The sequence below is a fragment of the Butyricimonas faecalis genome (genome assembly GCF_003991565.1).
Taxonomy (GTDB): Bacteria; Bacteroidota; Bacteroidia; order Bacteroidales; family Marinifilaceae; genus Butyricimonas; species Butyricimonas faecalis.
Window position 1 is genome coordinate 973,385 of sequence record NZ_CP032819.1, and the last position, 18,356, is coordinate 991,740.

General features: G+C 45.9%; 15 protein-coding genes and 1 pseudogene. 12 read left to right on the forward strand and 4 right to left on the reverse strand.

The genetic code is table 11. From position 1 onward, the window contains the following. Window positions 1–4: 4 nt before the first annotated feature. The 4 genes from D8S85_RS04100 to D8S85_RS04115 form a co-directional block, all read right to left on the reverse strand. Window positions 5–3,847 (reverse strand): phage tail tape measure protein, encoded by a 3,843-nt coding sequence (locus D8S85_RS04100; protein WP_127074839.1) that lies wholly within the window; start codon window positions 3,845–3,847, stop codon window positions 5–7. A 93-nt stretch (window positions 3,848–3,940) separates the two neighbouring features. Beyond that, window positions 3,941–4,126 (reverse strand): hypothetical protein, encoded by a 186-nt coding sequence (locus D8S85_RS04105; RefSeq protein WP_004293597.1) that lies wholly within the window; start codon window positions 4,124–4,126, stop codon window positions 3,941–3,943. Window positions 4,127–4,137: 11 nt separating this feature from the next. After that, the gene (locus D8S85_RS04110) at window positions 4,138–4,494 is read right to left on the reverse strand and encodes a hypothetical protein (RefSeq protein ID WP_004322807.1); all 357 of its coding nucleotides are present in this window, start codon (window positions 4,492–4,494) and stop codon (window positions 4,138–4,140) included. Window positions 4,495–4,986: 492 nt separating this feature from the next. Continuing rightward, the gene (locus tag D8S85_RS04115) at window positions 4,987–5,805 is read right to left on the reverse strand and encodes a DUF134 domain-containing protein (RefSeq protein ID WP_127074840.1); all 819 of its coding nucleotides are present in this window, start codon (window positions 5,803–5,805) and stop codon (window positions 4,987–4,989) included. A gap of 226 nt (window positions 5,806–6,031) precedes the next feature. Between D8S85_RS04115 and D8S85_RS04120 the strand changes: the two are divergent. The 12 genes and pseudogenes from D8S85_RS04120 to D8S85_RS04180 form a co-directional block, all read left to right on the forward strand. Beyond that, a pseudogene (locus tag D8S85_RS04120) lies at window positions 6,032–6,250 on the forward strand (plasmid recombination protein); the annotation flags it as partial. A 214-nt stretch (window positions 6,251–6,464) separates the two neighbouring features. After that, the gene (locus D8S85_RS04130; protein ID WP_127074841.1) at window positions 6,465–8,117 is read left to right on the forward strand and encodes a WG repeat-containing protein; all 1,653 of its coding nucleotides are present in this window, start codon (window positions 6,465–6,467) and stop codon (window positions 8,115–8,117) included. Window positions 8,118–8,125: 8 nt separating this feature from the next. After that, entirely contained in the window at window positions 8,126–8,995 is an 870-nt protein-coding gene (locus tag D8S85_RS04135; RefSeq protein ID WP_127074842.1) for an immunoglobulin-like domain-containing protein, read from the forward strand. 7 nt (window positions 8,996–9,002) lie between these two features. After that, complete coding sequence (locus D8S85_RS04140; RefSeq protein ID WP_127074843.1) at window positions 9,003–9,626, forward strand: immunoglobulin-like domain-containing protein; 624 nt, start codon at window positions 9,003–9,005, stop codon at window positions 9,624–9,626. A gap of 376 nt (window positions 9,627–10,002) precedes the next feature. Next, a complete protein-coding gene (locus tag D8S85_RS04150; RefSeq protein ID WP_127074844.1) occupies window positions 10,003–10,692 on the forward strand; it encodes an SIMPL domain-containing protein in 690 nt (229 codons plus the stop codon). 273 nt (window positions 10,693–10,965) lie between these two features. Continuing rightward, window positions 10,966–11,391, forward strand: coding sequence for a hypothetical protein (locus tag D8S85_RS21435; RefSeq protein ID WP_004322796.1), 426 nt, complete (start codon window positions 10,966–10,968; stop codon window positions 11,389–11,391). Window positions 11,392–11,973: 582 nt separating this feature from the next. Continuing rightward, a complete protein-coding gene (locus D8S85_RS04155; protein WP_127074845.1) occupies window positions 11,974–12,807 on the forward strand; it encodes an SH3 domain-containing protein in 834 nt (277 codons plus the stop codon). Between the two features lie 41 nt (window positions 12,808–12,848). After that, window positions 12,849–13,277, forward strand: coding sequence for an energy transducer TonB (locus D8S85_RS04160; RefSeq protein ID WP_127074846.1), 429 nt, complete (start codon window positions 12,849–12,851; stop codon window positions 13,275–13,277). 30 nt (window positions 13,278–13,307) lie between these two features. Next, window positions 13,308–14,168, forward strand: a complete 861-nt coding sequence (locus D8S85_RS04165) for an energy transducer TonB (RefSeq protein ID WP_127074847.1) — start codon at window positions 13,308–13,310, stop codon at window positions 14,166–14,168. A 26-nt stretch (window positions 14,169–14,194) separates the two neighbouring features. After that, on the forward strand, window positions 14,195–15,091 hold the full coding sequence (locus tag D8S85_RS04170; protein WP_127074848.1) for an SH3 domain-containing protein: 897 nt from the start codon (window positions 14,195–14,197) through the stop codon (window positions 15,089–15,091). 13 nt (window positions 15,092–15,104) lie between these two features. Continuing rightward, complete coding sequence (locus D8S85_RS04175) at window positions 15,105–16,412, forward strand: hypothetical protein (RefSeq protein WP_127074849.1); 1,308 nt, start codon at window positions 15,105–15,107, stop codon at window positions 16,410–16,412. Window positions 16,413–16,419: 7 nt separating this feature from the next. Then, the gene (locus D8S85_RS04180) at window positions 16,420–18,174 is read left to right on the forward strand and encodes a hypothetical protein (RefSeq protein ID WP_127075715.1); all 1,755 of its coding nucleotides are present in this window, start codon (window positions 16,420–16,422) and stop codon (window positions 18,172–18,174) included. The last annotated feature ends 182 nt before the right edge of the window (window positions 18,175–18,356 follow it).

Here is an 18,356-nt window from a genome sequence, read left to right on the forward strand (position 1 = left end):
CATTTTATGCGTTCCAGGAGGCATCGAAGTCATGCACGACATCGATGAGCGCCTGTGCCAGTTGTTCTTTCAGGTTCTGTATCTCTTCCGTCTGCCCCTCCTTCGACTTCATCAGGTCGATGGTCCTGACACTGAGCAGGCTCTCTATGTTCACGATGACCTGTTTCGGTGCCGCCGAGGACAACCGCCCCGTGCCGGAATAGTTGCCGCCGGCCCCTCCGTCATCCAGATGCGTGTTGGTAATCGGGTTGGCAGCAAACGGACGTGTATCGTTGGAATCCGGTTCGTTGCCGTACTGGTCGGGAGTGAAGCCCGCCACGCGGAGGATATTCTCGGCTGCCTCCGCCGAACCTCCGAAAGTCTGCCGGAGCGATGAAAAGAACTTCACGAGTGTCGTATGTGCCAGCTTGCGATGCGCGATGTTGTCTACGCGCTGCGCATCGGTGGCGTTCTGCCCCAATGCCCGCTGCTTCCACAGCCCGTTTTCGTCCTGCTCGAATCCCCAGGCCCTGAGCTGGTCAAAGTCGAACCCTCCCTTACGCATCAGCTCATGCGCATTGGCGGCACTCGATATGGCATTACGATAAGCGGTGGCGGCACGCACAATCTCCGGAACGGTCTGCGTGTTCATGTACCGGGCATAGTCGTATGTGCGGGCGGCAACCGCTTCCGACCTGTCCCCGATATCATTCACATAGACGGCCTTGCCGTCCTGCATACGCCACAAAGACTTGTCGAGATCCTTCTCCTGTTGCCCGAAACGCTCCTTTACCGTCTTGAGGAAAGCGTCCACTTCCAATACCGTACCCATCTTCCCGAACTCGGCGTACGCGGCATCGATACGTGTCTGGCTGTCGCGTTTGGCAAGGGTGACAAGCGCATCCCTTATGTCATCCTGACGGGCTTTGTCCATGTTATACACATGGTCTCGCGATACCATCCCCTCCGATGAAGCGATGGCAAATTCCCCCAAGAACCCGGCCCACCAGTTGGATGTGAAAGCTCCGATTTTATGTCCCGAAGCCTCTTCGATACTTTTGCCGGCAACAACCTCGTCCACGGCACGCTTTGTCTTGACAGCCATGTTATAGGTCTCGCTCAACGAGGAATAAAGGGCATCAATGGACGGATAACGGTACTTGCGGTTCGATTCGATCTCTTCCAGTACGGCATCCTTCGCCTCCTTTATCTTCCAGGTCTTGTAAGCCACCCATCCCAAAGCCCCGACCAATGCGGCTATACCTGCCGTGGCGGCAACCGCACCCGTACTGATGGCACTCAACGAGGCGGCAGCACCGGTCAGTCCGCTGCCGGTAGCCACCTGTGTGGCAAACAGCGACTGCAGGACTCCTTTGGCTCCGATGACACCGCCCCCGGCCATCAAGGCGCGGGTCATCGCACCCCGTCCCGCCACGCCAGCGGACTGCATGGCCAACACGATGGCCCGTTTCTGGGCAAACGAAACCTTGCCGATACCGCCTGCGCCCAACAGTCCCTGCACGGCACTGACCGATGTCGTGGCCGCAGACTGTTTGCCGATAAAACCCATGGCGATGCCGATATTCGTCAGGGCACCCGCCACTTTGAACAGCCGGGTCGCGACAACGCCTGTAAAGACAAGCGGTTCTATCCAATGGAAATTGCGGGTCACCCATGCGCCGATATTGCCGATCACGGTGAAGATGTCCAACAGGGCATTCCCGATGGACACCAGGCCACGGGTAAATTCCGGAGCCTTGAACTTTGCCAGAAAAGTGCGGAGTACAGTACGGATAGAGGGCTCCAACACCTCGTATGCCTGCATGAACCCTTCGGTCAGCTGGGAGGTCACCTGCGCCCACAATCCCTTGGTCGTATTCTGCTTTACCAATGCCAGTTCAGAAGAAATGCCTTGTGAGCCGCGATTGTACGAGGTCAGTTCGCGCAGCTTGTCGTAGTTTTTCAGGAACATCATCGCCGTGTTACCGCCAATTTTCCCGAAGATTGCCTGGACATCCGCTATCGACGCGCCCTTCTTGTTCAACTCTTCGAAAATGTCCGCTATAGGACGGAGCTTCTCGACCTGTACCCCCTCGATGTCACGCATTTCCGTGAACCGGATGCCCAGGCGGTCCAGAACTTCCTGTGCCTCCTTGGTAGGCTTGGCAAAACGTGTGGAGAGAGCACGCAGCGAGGTTCCCGCCAGCGTTCCCTTCAGGCCCATGTTTCCCAGAAGACCGATGGCGGCACTGCTCTCCGTGAAGTCCACGCCCGCCATACGCAGGTAACCGGCAGCCATCTTGTATGACTCCGCCATCTCCACGATATTCACATTCGAACGGGAAATGGTGGAGGAGATGATGTCCGCCACGCTGTCCATGCTGTCGTTATGGATATCATAACCGGCCATGATGTTCGTGGCCAGGTCAGCGATATACGACACGTCGTTGTCCCCGATAAGAGCCAGGTTCGTGATCGGGCGGATGGACTTGTTGATTGTCTCGATATTCATGCCCGCCATCGACAGGTATTTGACGGCACCGGCAATCTCCACGGCTGTGTATTTCGTGTCGATGCCGATTTTACGGACATGACGGGCCATGCTGTCAAAACGGGTCTCGAATGTCTTGAGGTCGCTGTCCGCCACACGGAGAATGGAATGTGCCGATTCCATGATGTTGGAATAGTCGATGGCCTTCGTCAGTTCCGAACGGATCAGGCTGTACCCCATATAGGCATTGAGCATCGAGGCGAACGGGAGGTTACTGAGTGACGGCGCTTTCGAATACTGGATACGGTTGATGGCGGCACGGCGTTTACTGCGGTAGAGCGTACCGGCTGCGGTATGTTCCCGCTGCATGAGCCTGACGGACTGCATCGCATTGCGCTGTTCCTGCCGTCTTGCAGCCTGCTCGGCCTTTACACGTTCCGTTTCAGCCTTACGGCGTGCCTGTTCTGCCTGCCGACGTATTTTCTCCGCTGCACGGGCGGCATTCTTGCGCTCCCGTTCCTTGTCCCGCGCTTCATCGGCACGCCGCTTTTCCGCTGCTGCCGTTTCTGCCAGAGCCGCCTTACGGCGCTGCTCTGCGGCAAAGATCTCCTCCACGTGGGCCAGTTTCTGGCGATGCAACTGCTGCCCGGCATAAAGCCGTTCCATCAGTTTCTGCCGGGCTTTTTCGGGCATTACGAATGACTGCGGGGCATATGGCACCGGAACGGAAGACGGGAATCCTCCGGAGAGCATTCCACCTTGTATGTTGAGTGGAATGACGGCAGCCCCCTTGATACGTCCCAACAGGGAAAGAATCTGCTGCAACCTGTTTTCCGCCGTTTCGGTCTTGATTTGCAGTTCCCGACCACGTTCCATGGAAACCAGAGCGGAGTTGATTTTCCCGATGGCTTTGGTAATGCGTTTCTGCGCGTCTGTCATCGTGCCAACGGACGAGGTAGCATTCTTTTCGATCTCCGCTTTGCGCATCTCGGCAGCCTTTTTCTCGTAAAGGCTTTTGGCATTGGCCTTGATTTTCTTGCTGTCCAAGACCTGCCCGGCATTGATGGTCAGGCTGATGCCTTTGGAAAGGGAGGAAATATCCGTGAGCAACCCCTTGATACGTTCCAGCTTCTCTTCGCTTTTTTTCGTATCGATGGTCAGGCGGTAATCAAAATTACGTTTCCTGCCGTTCTTGGTACGGAACACGCGGTCTATCTCGTCCATCATATTCTTGATGTTCGTGACGGCCGGGGTCAGGGACGCTTTCGCCTGTACCAGCTTGCCTACCGCCTCACCGAAGGCGATAACCTGCCTGGTGCCCTGAGAGGCATCCACGTTGATGGAGTAGTTGACCTGATAGTTCTGTTCCTGGGCCATGGTAATGGGTACTGCGTTAAAAGAATAGTCTTTCCGCAAGGGCGGAGATTATGAAACGAAGGCCGCCGCAAACCGGAGGCTTACGGCGGCAGGTCAGGGAGTCCTCTCCGGCAATGACATCGGAACGGGCATACGGCTGATGAGCATCTGCTCGTGCAGCCACAACGCCTCTTCGGAAAGCATCGCGAACTCCTCGTCGGAAATCGTGTCAAGGTTGACGCCGGGAAAGTAGTGGCGGACATAGATCATCCGCTGGCGGATGCGCTGCTCGTCGGTCACTACCCACCGGCTTATAAGTTTACCAGGACACTTTGGCGGGTGGTGATCAGCTCGGAAAGCTGTCCCATCAGGCCGAACAGGAAGAGTGACTCATCGTCCACGAGTTCCTTGTCGCCGTCCACGAAGCAGTCGCGGGCCAGCGTGCGCATGGCGATTACCTCGTCCTTTTTGGAAGCGGCCATGAATTTGCTGAACTGCGGAAAGCTCGGTTCGGACATGTAGGCCACATAAATCTCTTTCTCGCCGTTTGCGGTGTCTCCGAAAACGACCATCGGACAAATCTTGCGGAGTTTTTTCTCCTCTTTCAGTTTGAGGGCTTTTTCCTTGATCTTGGTCTCCTGTTCCAGTGAAAGCATTTTTTCGTCCATATCGAATTTGTTTTGATTCATCGAAAGAGTAGGACGAAGAACTGCGGAAAGGTTGAAGACACGGTTCTTATTCACTTGTAACCGTAATTTTTCATCGAAGTTCCCCGGCGTTGTATACGGAACTTCCTTTTACACAGAGATAGTACGGAACAATATATACTAAATTATTGAAGAGCAATACAATGCATCTATATTTGCATTATTTCCAGTAGTGATGAAAAATGAGCATCTAATATGAAGTTCGAGTATTAAATGGATAAAACAAAAAACACCCGGTAAATAAAAAATTACCGGGTGTTCTTATTCCGATTGTTGACCTTATCTGATCAGGGAAACGTCTGATAATATCCATAGGCCACCCATGCATTCTTATATTCCTTGTCATCATCTTCCGGTTTCCAGTTCCCGGAACGTATCTTTTCTATCAGTTCCGGAGAGACCTGATAGCCTTCAATGAAAAGAGAATGATGGGCATCCTATTCTTTCCGGACATCATTCTTTATGACTATGTCCATGACATTCATGGTGATGTTCATGGGATGAACAACCCACTCCCGAGTCTGTAAGTTTCCCGCTTAAATAATCAGCGGCAACTTCCAGAATATTACCCGAACAGCCTCTTATGACTTTGATATGATGGGATGTAAGTACATTCAAGGCACCTTGCCCCATATTTCCTGCCAGCATAACGCTGACTCCCATGTTTTCCAATTCTCCTGCGATATTGGATTTACATCCGCATCCTTGCGGAGAGGGAATAGTCTCGCTGCTTGAAATTTGATTGTCTTGTCCTACTGTCAGGATTGTGTAATACTCACAATGACCGAAATGGTTATCGACTACATTGTCTCTGGTCGGAATAGCAATTTTCATCATGATCTCATTTTTATTAATGTTAATATTACTTATGCTTAAGTCGTCGGAGTGGCATACCGGACATTCCATCTTGCGGATTTTAAGCGCGGGATTGATATTATTGAATAAAAAACCGCATGCTCCGCAACGGAACCATTCACTGTCTGTGTACGCTGCTCCGCCTTCTATCATTATGGTAACACCACAAACCAATGCCCTGGCAATCTTTTGCCTTGCGCTGACATATATCCGACTTAGTGTCGGACGTGATACCCCCATTGAAACAGACGCTTCCTGCTGGGTTTTCATTTCATAATCGCATAACCGTATCGCCTCATACTCTTCAAAATGCAAGAATATGGTATTCTTACAACAACCGTTCAGACCTATGGGCTTGAATCCTGCGGCAACGGGCATGTCATTAACTTTGCGGATGTTTTTTGGACGTGGTGACATTATATATATTGTTTCTGCCCGCAAAGGTAATGAACAAATGCTCAAAATAAAAAAACAACAGTCTTTCTTTTTAAGATAAAATAATAGGATAAAACGCAAAATAAATAGAATTTGGGTATTCTCACTGACGGTCAGAGAGTTTGGTTTCGATTGGCACAAAATGGTTTAAGGGCGGAAAACGGATTTAGGCGGTGCAGCAAATGATGCACTTCCAAACCATTACCCGCCCGACCAAGTGCGGGCAATCCGCATCGTGCTATCAGGAACGTACGAGGACATGATTAAAATGCAGGACGAGGGCAGACTAAATGAATGGTACGAAGACAACCTTCAGCGGCTGCACCGCACGTTCGGCAAGGAGAACACCATATCGGCAGTGTTGCACATGGACGAGCACACACCGCACATCCGTGCAACGGTTGTGCCGATAGTGACGGGAGAACGCTTGCTATCAACGGGCGACTGATTGGCGAATGCTTCGGGGAGCAGTTTGACAGACTGTTTTTGTCCATACGGAAAAGTGTCATATCGCCTCGAAGCAGAAAAAGTCTTCGATAATAAGAGTTAATTTGCTTAAACCTAACGGGAAAGGGATAGTCTAATAATTGATTAGGTTATTCCTTTTCGCTATTTTTGTCATATCATAAATGTATCGTGTCATGAAAAGATTCTTCGCCTTCATACTTTTACTTGCGACCGTCTGTGTTGTCCAAGCACAAGAAAACACCGTTCAGGGAGACACGCTTGTCTTATTGGAAAACAAAATCTGGCGGGCACAATTGCCGGACGAGAAACAATATGTCACGGAAATGGAGTTTCGCGACCATGTTTGGAGGTCTACATTCTTGTACAAGGGGAAAACAGACACGCTTGAAACCTCCTACGGGATATGCGGTGATACCATCAAAACGTATGACCGTAAACAATATAAAATACTTGAACTCACAGACAGTACGCTGGTTATCCTTTACTTGCCGGAAAGGATGACAATAGGTGTCGGGGCGGTGAAATACATCAATATCGTTAATTCGCCTGCCAAGATGCGTGAGAATGAAAATCGGCTGGACAGTATCTGGCGCAAAGAGGACATCTGGAACAAGGGCGTTGCCTCAATATCCGGAAAGCCAATCAAAGACTTGTCAACCATAGAGCCTCCCCGATGGGCGAAATGGGATTACGATTTGGAGAAATATTACACTTCCCAAATGGTTTATCCCGAAGAGCTATTGAAGAAGAACCAAGCCGGATATTCTGTAGTCATGTTCTCTATCGATACATTAGGGCTATCGCGCAGCATTAATATACTGACCACCATACATAAAAAATTCGACAAAGAAGTTATCCGACTGACAAGGGAATTGCCGCATTGCTTACCATGCAGGGATAAGGACGGCAAGCGGATGGAATGTTTCTATACGGTGTATGTACCTTTCTTACCTCAACACTACAGGGACAGGTTGAAAGCGGATAGCATTGCGGAAGAAGAATTGAAACAAAGTTTCGTAGAATGGGAAACTGTTGCTCGCTTCCAAAATGAAATTCCTGATGTCATACAAACAGGTATCTCCGCACAAGACTATATCATCCAACGGTTAGTATACAACTCAACACTATTAGGCGATAAGCAACGAGTGAGAGGAGTTTATTCGATACAGATTAATTCGTATGGAGAAGTATATACGGCAAAAGTCCTGCAAAGTTGTGGTATAGAGGATTGGGATAATCAAGTATTGGATATTATCAGAAAAATGCCTCGCTGGACGCCTGCCATCAATTTTCGTGGTAAGGGAGAATATCAAGAATTCACATTAAATATACCTATACATTTTAAGGGGAGTAGAAACTTGATTGCCCATACAACTGAAAATTTTCTTGAAGTTGGTGTTCCCGTATGTTACTTGAACGAACGAGGAGATACTATTGTTCCGTATGGCAAATACAGGTTCTGTCAAACGGACACGATACGGAATATCGGTTTCGTGTATGAGAACAGACAAAACGCACGGATTGTTTGTATCGACAATCAAGGAAAAGAATTATTCTATGCGTTCAAATATGACAACGGAGCAGATTATGTCAGAGAAGGGCTTTTCCGTATAACAGATGATAAAGGACTGATAGGGTTTGCGGATACATTAGGCAACATAGTAATCAAACCTCAATTCAAATTTGCTTTTCCATTCGAAAACGGCAAAGCCAAGGTTACATTTTCCGGAGAAAGCAAGGATGTTCCCGGTTCTAATGGTGAAAAACACTATTGGAATAGCTCTGACTGGTATTATATAGATAAGAATGGTAAAATACTTAAATAAGCGAATGTATGAAGAACTTGTTTTATTTATTCGTCCTTTTGTCCGTTTGGTCGCCGAAACTGAAAGCACAGGACATTGATTTCCCTCTTTCACTGTCGGAAATAGAAAAGTATGAAAGCCGTGTACATATCCGGCGGCTTCCCAATGTGACTGTTACGCATCCAGACGCTTACAAAATTCGTACCCAACAACCCGTTTACTCGCCCTCGACCAAACGGATTACGTTGGATGTAATCAATGTAGATGCTCCTGCTGCCGAGCCGGAGTATCACTGGATGAAACATTGGAAAGACGGGAAGTGGGAAACGTTTCCATTCATCGACAATCTTGCCTTTGCTGGTGTGGGCAGAGATTTGTCCAAAGGCGATACGTTACCCGAATACATTCATATGTCCGAGTTTAAGTATCCGTTGAAGCCGGACAAATACCAGATCCACTTCTACGTGTTCTCCAACATCTATACGTATTGCGACCTGACAGACACAAAGATTCAGCCGGTACAAGGAACGGAAATGCAAGGGGCCTTTGGTTTTCGTGTACTGGAATCGGACAATGATTCCATCCGTATTCTATTCGAGAACCATACCAACCTGTCCGTACAACCGGTGTTCTTTCCAAGCGTAGATACTGATGACCGGTATATGGTACATCCGTTAGCCCGTTCAGGATGGAGTGGTGAAGCTAATTACATGAAAAGCTGTGCCCGCTTGGAAGCGGGAGAAGCCATGCTGTTTTCCATCCCGGTATCGTGGGATGTCAATCGCATTACCAACCCTAATGAGAAGAAGCGATACAGTGCAGGGAAGTTATCTCCCGGCAAGTACAAAATAGGGTTGCAACTGGAAATATACATGGATACGGAGTTTGAAGTAAAATAATCTCGCTATGAAATCAAAAGCTATAATTTTAATCACTGCGCTCTGTACCTCTATTGTGGGTTGCACCAACAAACAGAAGCAGCAGAATACGATTATCGGTGGCGCGGATAGCCCTACGGGAATCGCCATTACCGAAGATAGTAGTAAACAGGATAGAGATACGATGACTTATGAAATTCCCCAATGCCAGCTTTGGTACACGGAGGAACTGTCCGAAGCGGACAAAGATGGAGAAATCCGTATGTGGACGGAGCGCAAGGAATATTGGGAAGACGTACAAGTGATAAATGTGTTTGTATCGAATCCGACAGACATTCCAATCAACTTCGGACGACGTTGGAATAATTATATTTGGAATGGGAAAGAATGGGCTTGTCCGGAGTTAAAAGTTTCTTATATTGCATGGGAAGATGATTTATTTGTACAACATCGAGGAATGCTGTTGTATTGTTTCCGCTTTCCCGTTGGAGAGTACTATCATTTGCCCAAAGGTAAATATCGTTTAACCAAGACATTCCATGCGAATAATAAGGAAATGACACTTACGGCAGATTTTAATATTTATGATGCTGATATTGTGCCAGTCAAGTCATTTGAAAAAAATGGAAGTGGCAGAGTGGAATCAAAGTAAATTTTATTGTGATGCGTGATGGAACAAAAATTAAATTAAAACAGTTGAAGCAAACCAGCTTCTGCTCCTACTTAGTCCTTTTGGGGTTGTTGTTTTATTTGTCTCCAATATTAATCAGCGACACGGGTTCCGCCATGTTTTTCTTATTAGGCGTGTTTCCTGCCATATGCTTCGGATGTTCGGTTATCTATGGTCTCAAACACACATCCTTTTGGTGGATTCTATCTGTGCCCGTTCTATTTATTCCGTCAGGACTCATCTTTTACCAATGGCCGTTTGAAGTAGGAATATTCTATGCGTTAGGATATACGTTGATCGCATTAATCGGGCAAATAGTGGGGATTTTATTTAGCAAACGTAACAAATAACAGTAAAGATGAAAAAGAAAACACTATTATTATCAATGTTGATGCTGGTAACACTCTCGTTACAAGCGCAAACCAATGAGCGGTACATTGAAGTGACGGGTACATCAGAAATCGAGATTGTACCTGACAAAATCCATTATCTGATTGAAATCCGTGAATACTTCGAAGAAGAATTTGACGGGAAATCGAAGCCCGAAGAATACCGTACCAAAGTACCTTTATCAGAGATAGAGCAAGGATTAAGAGAAGCTCTTGATAAGGCCGGTATTCCACAAAATGCCATTCGCACACAAGAAATCGGTGACTATTGGCGGCAACAAGGGCAAGACTTTTTAGTTTCTAAGAAATTCGACATTACCTTGACCAACTTTAATCAGATAAATGAAATCGTCAAGCGCATCGACACGAAAGGCATCCACACCATGCGCATCGGTGAATTGGAGAACAAAGACATGCTTGCCTATCACCAAAAGGGAAAGATTGAAGCATTGAAAGCCGCTCAAAGGAAAGCGACCTATTTGGTGGAGGCATTGGATAAAAGGTTAGGTGATGTCATACGCATTGTGGAAAAAGGTAGTGGTAAAGCCTCTCCGTTTGTACAAAGCAACGTCCTGTCATCCGATGCAGCCTCATTCGACAACTTCCGTACCATCAAGAAAAACTATTCCATGCTGGTACGTTTTGAAATCATTGATTAAATGTAAGGCGGACGAAAGAAAAATGCTATATTTTTCTTATCATCCGCTTTATTTGTGTGCATTTGCATCAGAATAAGAGTTGTCTGACAGAAATACACCGCACATCGCAGAAATTGCGATTGTTGCCAAGTCATTATTCACCCTTTGGAAAAGGCTCATAAGTGGCTTATTTCTAATTTATCCCTATTTTTATCGGATTTCATGTCCCCTCGTTGAAAGGGTTGGGCTAGCTCCTGCAGGTGATGTTTTTGAGGTGGTAAATTATACTGTGGAATGAACAACAGTATTTTAATGAGAACTTCTTATTGGGATGCAAATGGCCCTGGTAAAGGTTTCAGGTGGGGGCAAGCGGAAAGGAGCTACTCCTTTTCTGGTTTTATAGATGATTGTTCATTTATAAACAAAAAAGGTGTGTCCACACACACCTTTTATAATCCGGACAGTGATTGTTCAACATCTTCCGCAACATCCGCCTCTTCTGTGTTTCTTGTGATGACGGTCATAATCGCAGCAACGACCTTCATGATCACAATCCTTGCAGTTCTTGCATTCTTCATTCTTGCGGCAACCTCTGCATTCCGAGCAGTTCGTATCGCATTTACACTCGCGGCAGGTACAGTCTTCGCAACAACATTCTACCTTCACTTTTTCCTTTTCCTTTTTGTCCTCTTGTGCAAATATAGTCATGCAGCAGGCTGAAAAAACGAGGACACAGGCCAATACGATTTTCTTCATAAACAACTATATGTTTTAATATGACTAAAAAAATATATGTTTCTATATTTTTGTTTTTTCGGGAAAGCAAAAATTGCGTTTACAAAGATAGAGACATAATTCAATGATAACAAATCAGTTATAATAAATGATGTAAAAAATGAGATTCTATTGTTCCATATGTTCTTTTTCCAATGTTCTGAAACTGTTTCCAAGTGTTCAGTCCCCCCTTTCTATTACCCCATCTCTAACTTTAAGAAAATCACGGTATATAAGGTCTTTTTTCATGAAATTTCACTACCTTTGTGCCGGATTGAGGAAACTCTTTCCAAGACATATTAGAAAAGAAAGAAGCGTTATGCTTATCTCGAAGTCGGGAACGTAGGAAATTCAAGACTATTCAGAGGGAAAAGCGTAATTGGTTTCTCACGCTATAGCGTGGGCTGCTATTACCATACTCTGAATAAAGGTTATTCCTACGACCTCCGACTTAGAACGTGGCATTTGCAGTTCCACGCTTCGTGGTTTAATCAAGCAGACTCTACGGGACTGCAAGAGTCTTAATTTATGATGAACAGATATAGCCAGCAAAGTATTTGTATGCTGAAGAATATGTTCGTTAGCAGAAACATTATTAAATGGGTCTTGTTTCTAATCCTTAATTTTTCCCTATGTACGCAATCTTTTGCAGATCATTATCGAGTGACCGCTCCCAACGGTCTTAATGTACGGGCTTCAGCCAATAAAAACGGAAAACTATTAGGGCAATTGTCTAAGGATAACGTGATTGATGTTGTATCTATAGAAAACGGATGGGCTAATATCAATTATAATGGCTGGCAGGGTTATGTCAGCGCATCGTATCTGGAAGCCGTAACAGAAACAGACGAAGCGGGTACTTCCACCAAAGAAGAGTCATGGGACTTAACCTCTTGGTTGTTTGATTCCGAAGGAGAATCGGCTTGGTTCACAGCGATAAAGTGGATACTGTTTTTAGGCATAGCCATCTACATTATCAAGATTGTGTTACAATTCTTCGCATTGATGCTGGTTGTAGGTTTGATTGTTGGAGCGATTGGATTGGCGGTAGGTTTTATTCTTGATTGGCTGGGTTGGATAGACTCTGGTACCATGTGGGATATGGCCCAATGGGGATTCAGTATAGGCAACGGGATAGGTCTTATTATGGGTATTCTCGGTTTTAAAGACTTGCATAAGGGAGCGACGGAGCCTTGGAGCGGTTCATCATCAAGCAGTTCAAGCGGTTTGAAAACAGCAAGTTTTACTGATTCTGGAACATTATATCATCTTACACAAGATTCTCCCTATAGCGAGTGTGATTACACCGACCAATTTGGCGGCAAATGGGGACGCGACAGTTCCGGATTTTATCGCAAATAAATGAATAATGTAACATATTGATAATTAAACAATAAAACTGTATGAAAAAACAAATTATTTTGAGCAGTTTACTATCCGCACTGCTGATTGGCAATTGTTTGGATACACAGGCTGCAAATGAGGCAAGAACTATCAATGATTTGCCTTCGATGGCAGAAGTTTCCCAGAACAAGAGAGAGGTGGCTCCGGAATTTCCCGGTGGTATCACCGCATTGGTACAATTTTTATCAAAGAATCTAAAGTATCCGACAGTTTGCAAGGAACAGAAAATACAAGGCAAAGTGCTGATGAAATTTACAGTCAAGAGCGATGGCTCTATCTCAAATATCCGTGTTACCAAGTCTGTAGATCCTTATCTGGATAAGGAAGCTGTCCGCGTAGTGAAGTCCATGCCTCGTTGGATTCCCGGTACACAGGATGGCAAACCGGTAAGTGTGGAATACACTCTGCCTATCACGTTTAAACTCTGATGAATCTAAAAACTATAAAACGATATACGTATGAAGCGATTATCTATTTTACTATGCCTGATTGTCTTAGGGGTATTCTTCATGAGTCATGCGACTTTTGCGCAAACAAGTTTTTCCATTCCTCCCAAGAGTTATCCGGTAAATGTGCCGTTCAAATGCGATGCCGGAGTGGATCGTTATTGGCATGTTACCAGCGTTACTTGTACGGGACGCGCCAATGGCGGCTATAAATTTCAGATAAAGGGAGTGGCACAGAAGACAAGCCGCAGTTTGCCCATAGACCTGTTCTACCTGATGCCGGGTAATCGGATAAAAACAGCGGGTACTTATTATTTCCCACGTATCGAGGAGGGAAAAACATTCAGTTTCGAAGTGGTATCGGCATTCTCCGGGTACGCTCCTTCTAAGTTCAACGGTTTTCTTATCTCCAGTGAAGTGTTGCAGAGAACATTACAACAGGAACTGGAAGAGCAAAAAGAAACAGACAAAGATACTCCCGAAAGAAGATTTGGTATGCCAACCACTCCGAAGGAAGATAGACGAGAACCGGCACAATCCAAGGTAAGCCCCAATAAGGTGTACAAAGGCAGCGAGGTGGATAAGGAGCCGGAATACCCCGGTGGAAACCAAGCATTGCTGGCGGATATTGCCCGAAGCATACGTTATCCCATGATCTGCAAACAGCAGAAGATTCAGGGCGACGTGCTTGTTTCCTTTATAGTGGAGAAAGACGGTTCGGTATCTGATGTTACGGCTGTGAAAAAGGTTCATGCCAATCTCAATACCGAAGCCATAAGAGTGGTCAAGTCCTTGAAGGAATGGACACCCGGAATCAAAGACGGACAGCCTGTACGGGTACAGTCTGCCGTATATGTCACTTTTAGTCTTTAATTTTAACCATATAAAGCAACAGCATAATGAAAAAATTGATATGCCTAAGTTTGATAAGCCTTGTTTGTGGCTTCTTGAGTGTACACGCGTCTATACAAGCAGATGACACAAAACCCTTTGTGGGCAAATGGGAATATTGGGAAGGCAACAGCCAGATTCAGTTGGAAATAGACCTGTACAACACACCGACAGATGGCAGTTACGGTGCTTACAATGTGTTTGAAGGAGGCTATGGGCTTGCCTATAGTATTGTAGACGTCTATCACATTGATAATACAGAGGCTTCGGTTGCCGTAGAAAGCAGTATGGGAAAACAAAAAGCGGAGTTCAAGTACAATCCCACCACGAAGGAACTGTCCTTCTTGCCACCCGGTTCAGAGCCGGTAGTGTTTAAGCAGAAAGATAAATGTAACTACGTATTCATCAGTGGAGGAGATAAAATCAATGTCCGTTCCACCCCTGTATCGGGTAGTCCTTTAATGAAAGCCAACCGTGGACAAAGCTTCAGATTCTTGGGGAAAGAAAAGGGATGGTTTAAGGTAGAGCTTTCTGCCCAAGACAAACGTATCGGATATATTTCTCCGGAGTATGCTTTTTACTTGAAAGATAATACCATCCCAGAATCAGCCTTTACAAAAAGTTATGCCAACGGCTTAATATCTTTCACACTGGAAAAGAAAGGAGAACAAGTTTTTATGGTCAAAACGGCCATGTATCCTCCACAAGGTGAAAGCATTCCTATGTCAAGCGTGGAGTCGTATGCCGGGAAAATAGAGGGTAACGCACTGGTCTTTACCTATTTTAGTGGAATGCCCACGCAGGACATCAATGAAATGTCGAAAGTAGAGCCTTATGTGGTGTATTACTGGAAAGAGTCGGGAATGTTTATCATGGAGGGCGAGAATTATGCAGCAGATATGTAAAAAGAACAGCATCATGAAAAGAATGGTTTACCTTGTCGCTTGCCTGCCTTTTTGGCTGACATCGTGTGAAGAGAAAGTCACCGCCTTGCATTTCAACGAGGCGGAACAGGTATTTGAAATCGGGAAAGAGAGTGAACTGCGTTTCCTGAACGAAACGTTCGAAATCAAGGATAAAAACATGGAAGCGCAAACGCTACTCACCGATGCAGGCAAGGAGGTTCCGGCGGATGAAGTGCGGATTAAACTGGTGAAGGACATCGAAATCAGCGGTGAATGGACACCTATTAAATTCCCGGTTAGGGAGTTCGACGGCAACGGACATACCATTACTTTCGATGGAATACGGGTGGTCATTGAAGAGAATTCTCAGGGTTCGTTTAGTGCCGGTCTGTTTGATGAAATGGGTGGTGAGAAAGGAACGGTGGTCAAAGACCTGACATTGGCAGGTGACATGACCATTGACGCTCAAAAAAGAGAAGACAGTTATATCCTGTCTGTCGGTTCACTGGCGGGAGAGTTCAAGAATGGATGTATCGAGAATTGCACCAGCAAGGTTAACATCTCATTTGCTGACAATAAGGGCATCTGTACACTTTGGTTAGGTGGACTTATCGGACATCTGAATAGTTACGGCTCCGAAGTGGAAGTGTCTTTACGTGGCAAGGTGGTTAACGAAGGCAATATCACTGTCAATCCTTGTAGTAATGCCGATATAGGTGGAGTCATCGGGATGGTTACCAATTATGGTAAGGTCTTTATTAAGGGGGATGTTTGCGTTGAGAATAAAGGCAATTTGACCGTGCTGTGGAAGGCCGATGCCCAACCTGAACACAACTGCATCGGTGGTGTTTTCGGACAGTTCTGGACCAATGAAACAGACATAGGACATCTCCATAATTGGGGAAACATCCGTTTAGACACCCAGAATACATCTGCTGCATTTAATATCGGAGGAGTATGCGGCAATCTGCAACCACATAACTACGAACGTATCTATCCATTGGATCTGTACAATGCAGGTAACATCGAAATCAAGAATGACCTGACATCTGAATATTCCTGCGTAGGAGGTATAATCGGCAGTTTCGGAGGCTGTTCGTTCCATCGGGTAATCAATGAAGGCAGAATCGTTCTGTCCGGAAAGGGAAGTGAATATATTTCTGGATTGCTGGGAGCGGAAAGTCCGATACACGGAAACTGTTATCTCCACTCGTGTTGCAAAGATAAAACAGGAACTTATCCCGTATGGAATATTCATTACTCCGTGAGTAAGCAAATCCCTTGTGAAGAAAAACATGAAACAGAATTATATAAGCCATAAAATGAGCATGAAAGCATTACAGACCATACAAGCTGTCGGTCTTTCTTGCTTGCTGTCGATAGGAGCAGCAAGCTGTGGCAGTGAAGAAAGCAACCAGCCTTATACACCGCTTCAGGTATATTTTGATCCGGTAAGAGTGGATATGGATGCGGAACATCTGATGCCTTATTTCGTAAACTATCCTACGGATTGGGCAAAGATGGGATTACGCAACTATCCGAAGCTGGTCACCTACGAATACCACAATGCAGCATGGGGTGTGACAAGCACCTCGCAATACGAGTTCTTGCCTAACGGCCGTTTGTCCGAACAGCGGCGCACTTCTTTCAATGTGGGTGCAACCGGATTTGATGTCATTTCGTATGAATATAACGGCAATTCCAACCTGACCCAAATCAAATCGGTAGATGACGGACGTTACAAACGCCGGAAAAAAGATGACGGCTTCACATACGACAGTGCAGGTCGGTTGATACGTCGCGACAAGAACGGGCGGGGACATTATGACACAACCACTTTTCTGTATGCCTATCACGGTAATGGGGTATTGCAATCCATCCTGCCCGAAAAAAAGAATGGCACGGTCAATGAATCGGGCGTGACGCTTCATGAGATGCAGTTTGACTCGCTCGCTCACTTGAAGTCTTTTGAAACACCGAAGACCACGAACATGTTCTTGAAAGACATCGACAGTTACAAGACAGGACAATCGGTGACAACCTATGCCTATACAGGCCATCTGTGTACACAAGCCGTAGAGAAGATTCCCGTTGAATTTGACGGGGGGACTGAAACACTGACTTGTACCAGCAGCTTTGCGTATAACTCACACGGAGACTTGGCTACTTGGACATATAGCGGAGGTGTATATAAAAGTAAAGGCAACAGCTGGCGGGTGGATGACATGACGTTTACCGTCTCCTACGATTATGTATATGATGAGAAAGGAAACTGGACACAGGCTACCGTTACATTTCCGGCTAACATCGATGAGATACCCGCATTGCGTACCTACTATAAGGCTTTCAGAGACGGATTTACATCGAATCAGGATCGTTCCTCTGCTGTCAAAGCGGGTGAGACTCCCAGCCTGACAGTTGTCCGCAGCATTGATTACTGGGATGATGGAACGATTGCTTCCATGAAAGCTGCAAAAGAAAACGGTCAGCCAGCCCTAATGGGTAGTTTACGCTACAAAGGAACGGATATTTATGGGTTGTCCGGTAAAGTCAAGTCGGTAAACGGCAATGAGGAATCACTCAAATTTGACCAGGCGGGCAATCTGATTGCCATGCAGAACAAGTTCGGAGACGAAGCGGCCTATCAATATGTCACAGCTACTTCCTACAAAGTGGAAGGATGGGGAGATTATGTGGTGAACATCGAATCAAAAGATGGTATGCGGACGGATATTTGTCCGGATGCTGATACCAACACGGAACTTGACCAGACCTATATGTTTGATAAACGCAATCGTATCATCAGTCATCAGTTTACTTCGCACATGGCATACGTCACTTGGAAATATAGCTATGAAGGTGACAGCAAATATCCGGTCACGATGATACAGGAGCACCCGGAAGAAGGCAACACCACTTATCGCTACACTTATACCAAGTTCGACAAACATAAGAATTGGATAGAGCGGAAGGTAAGCTACACCACCGAATATGATAAGTATGATGACAATGGGAACTATATCGGCGATGAATATACTGCTCCAGAAGAATATACAGAGAAACGAACCATCGAGTATTGGTAAACTTGCAAAATCTTATACAAATATAGATGTGCAAATCAATTAACATTTATTTATCAAGGACTTAAAAGCCCATATGATATACTTGTATATAAAACAATAAGAGAATCGCACAAGTGCGATTTGAGAGAGCGTCTAGCAAGGTGCTTTATGCTGAACAAAATAGTATTGGTGCGATATTTACT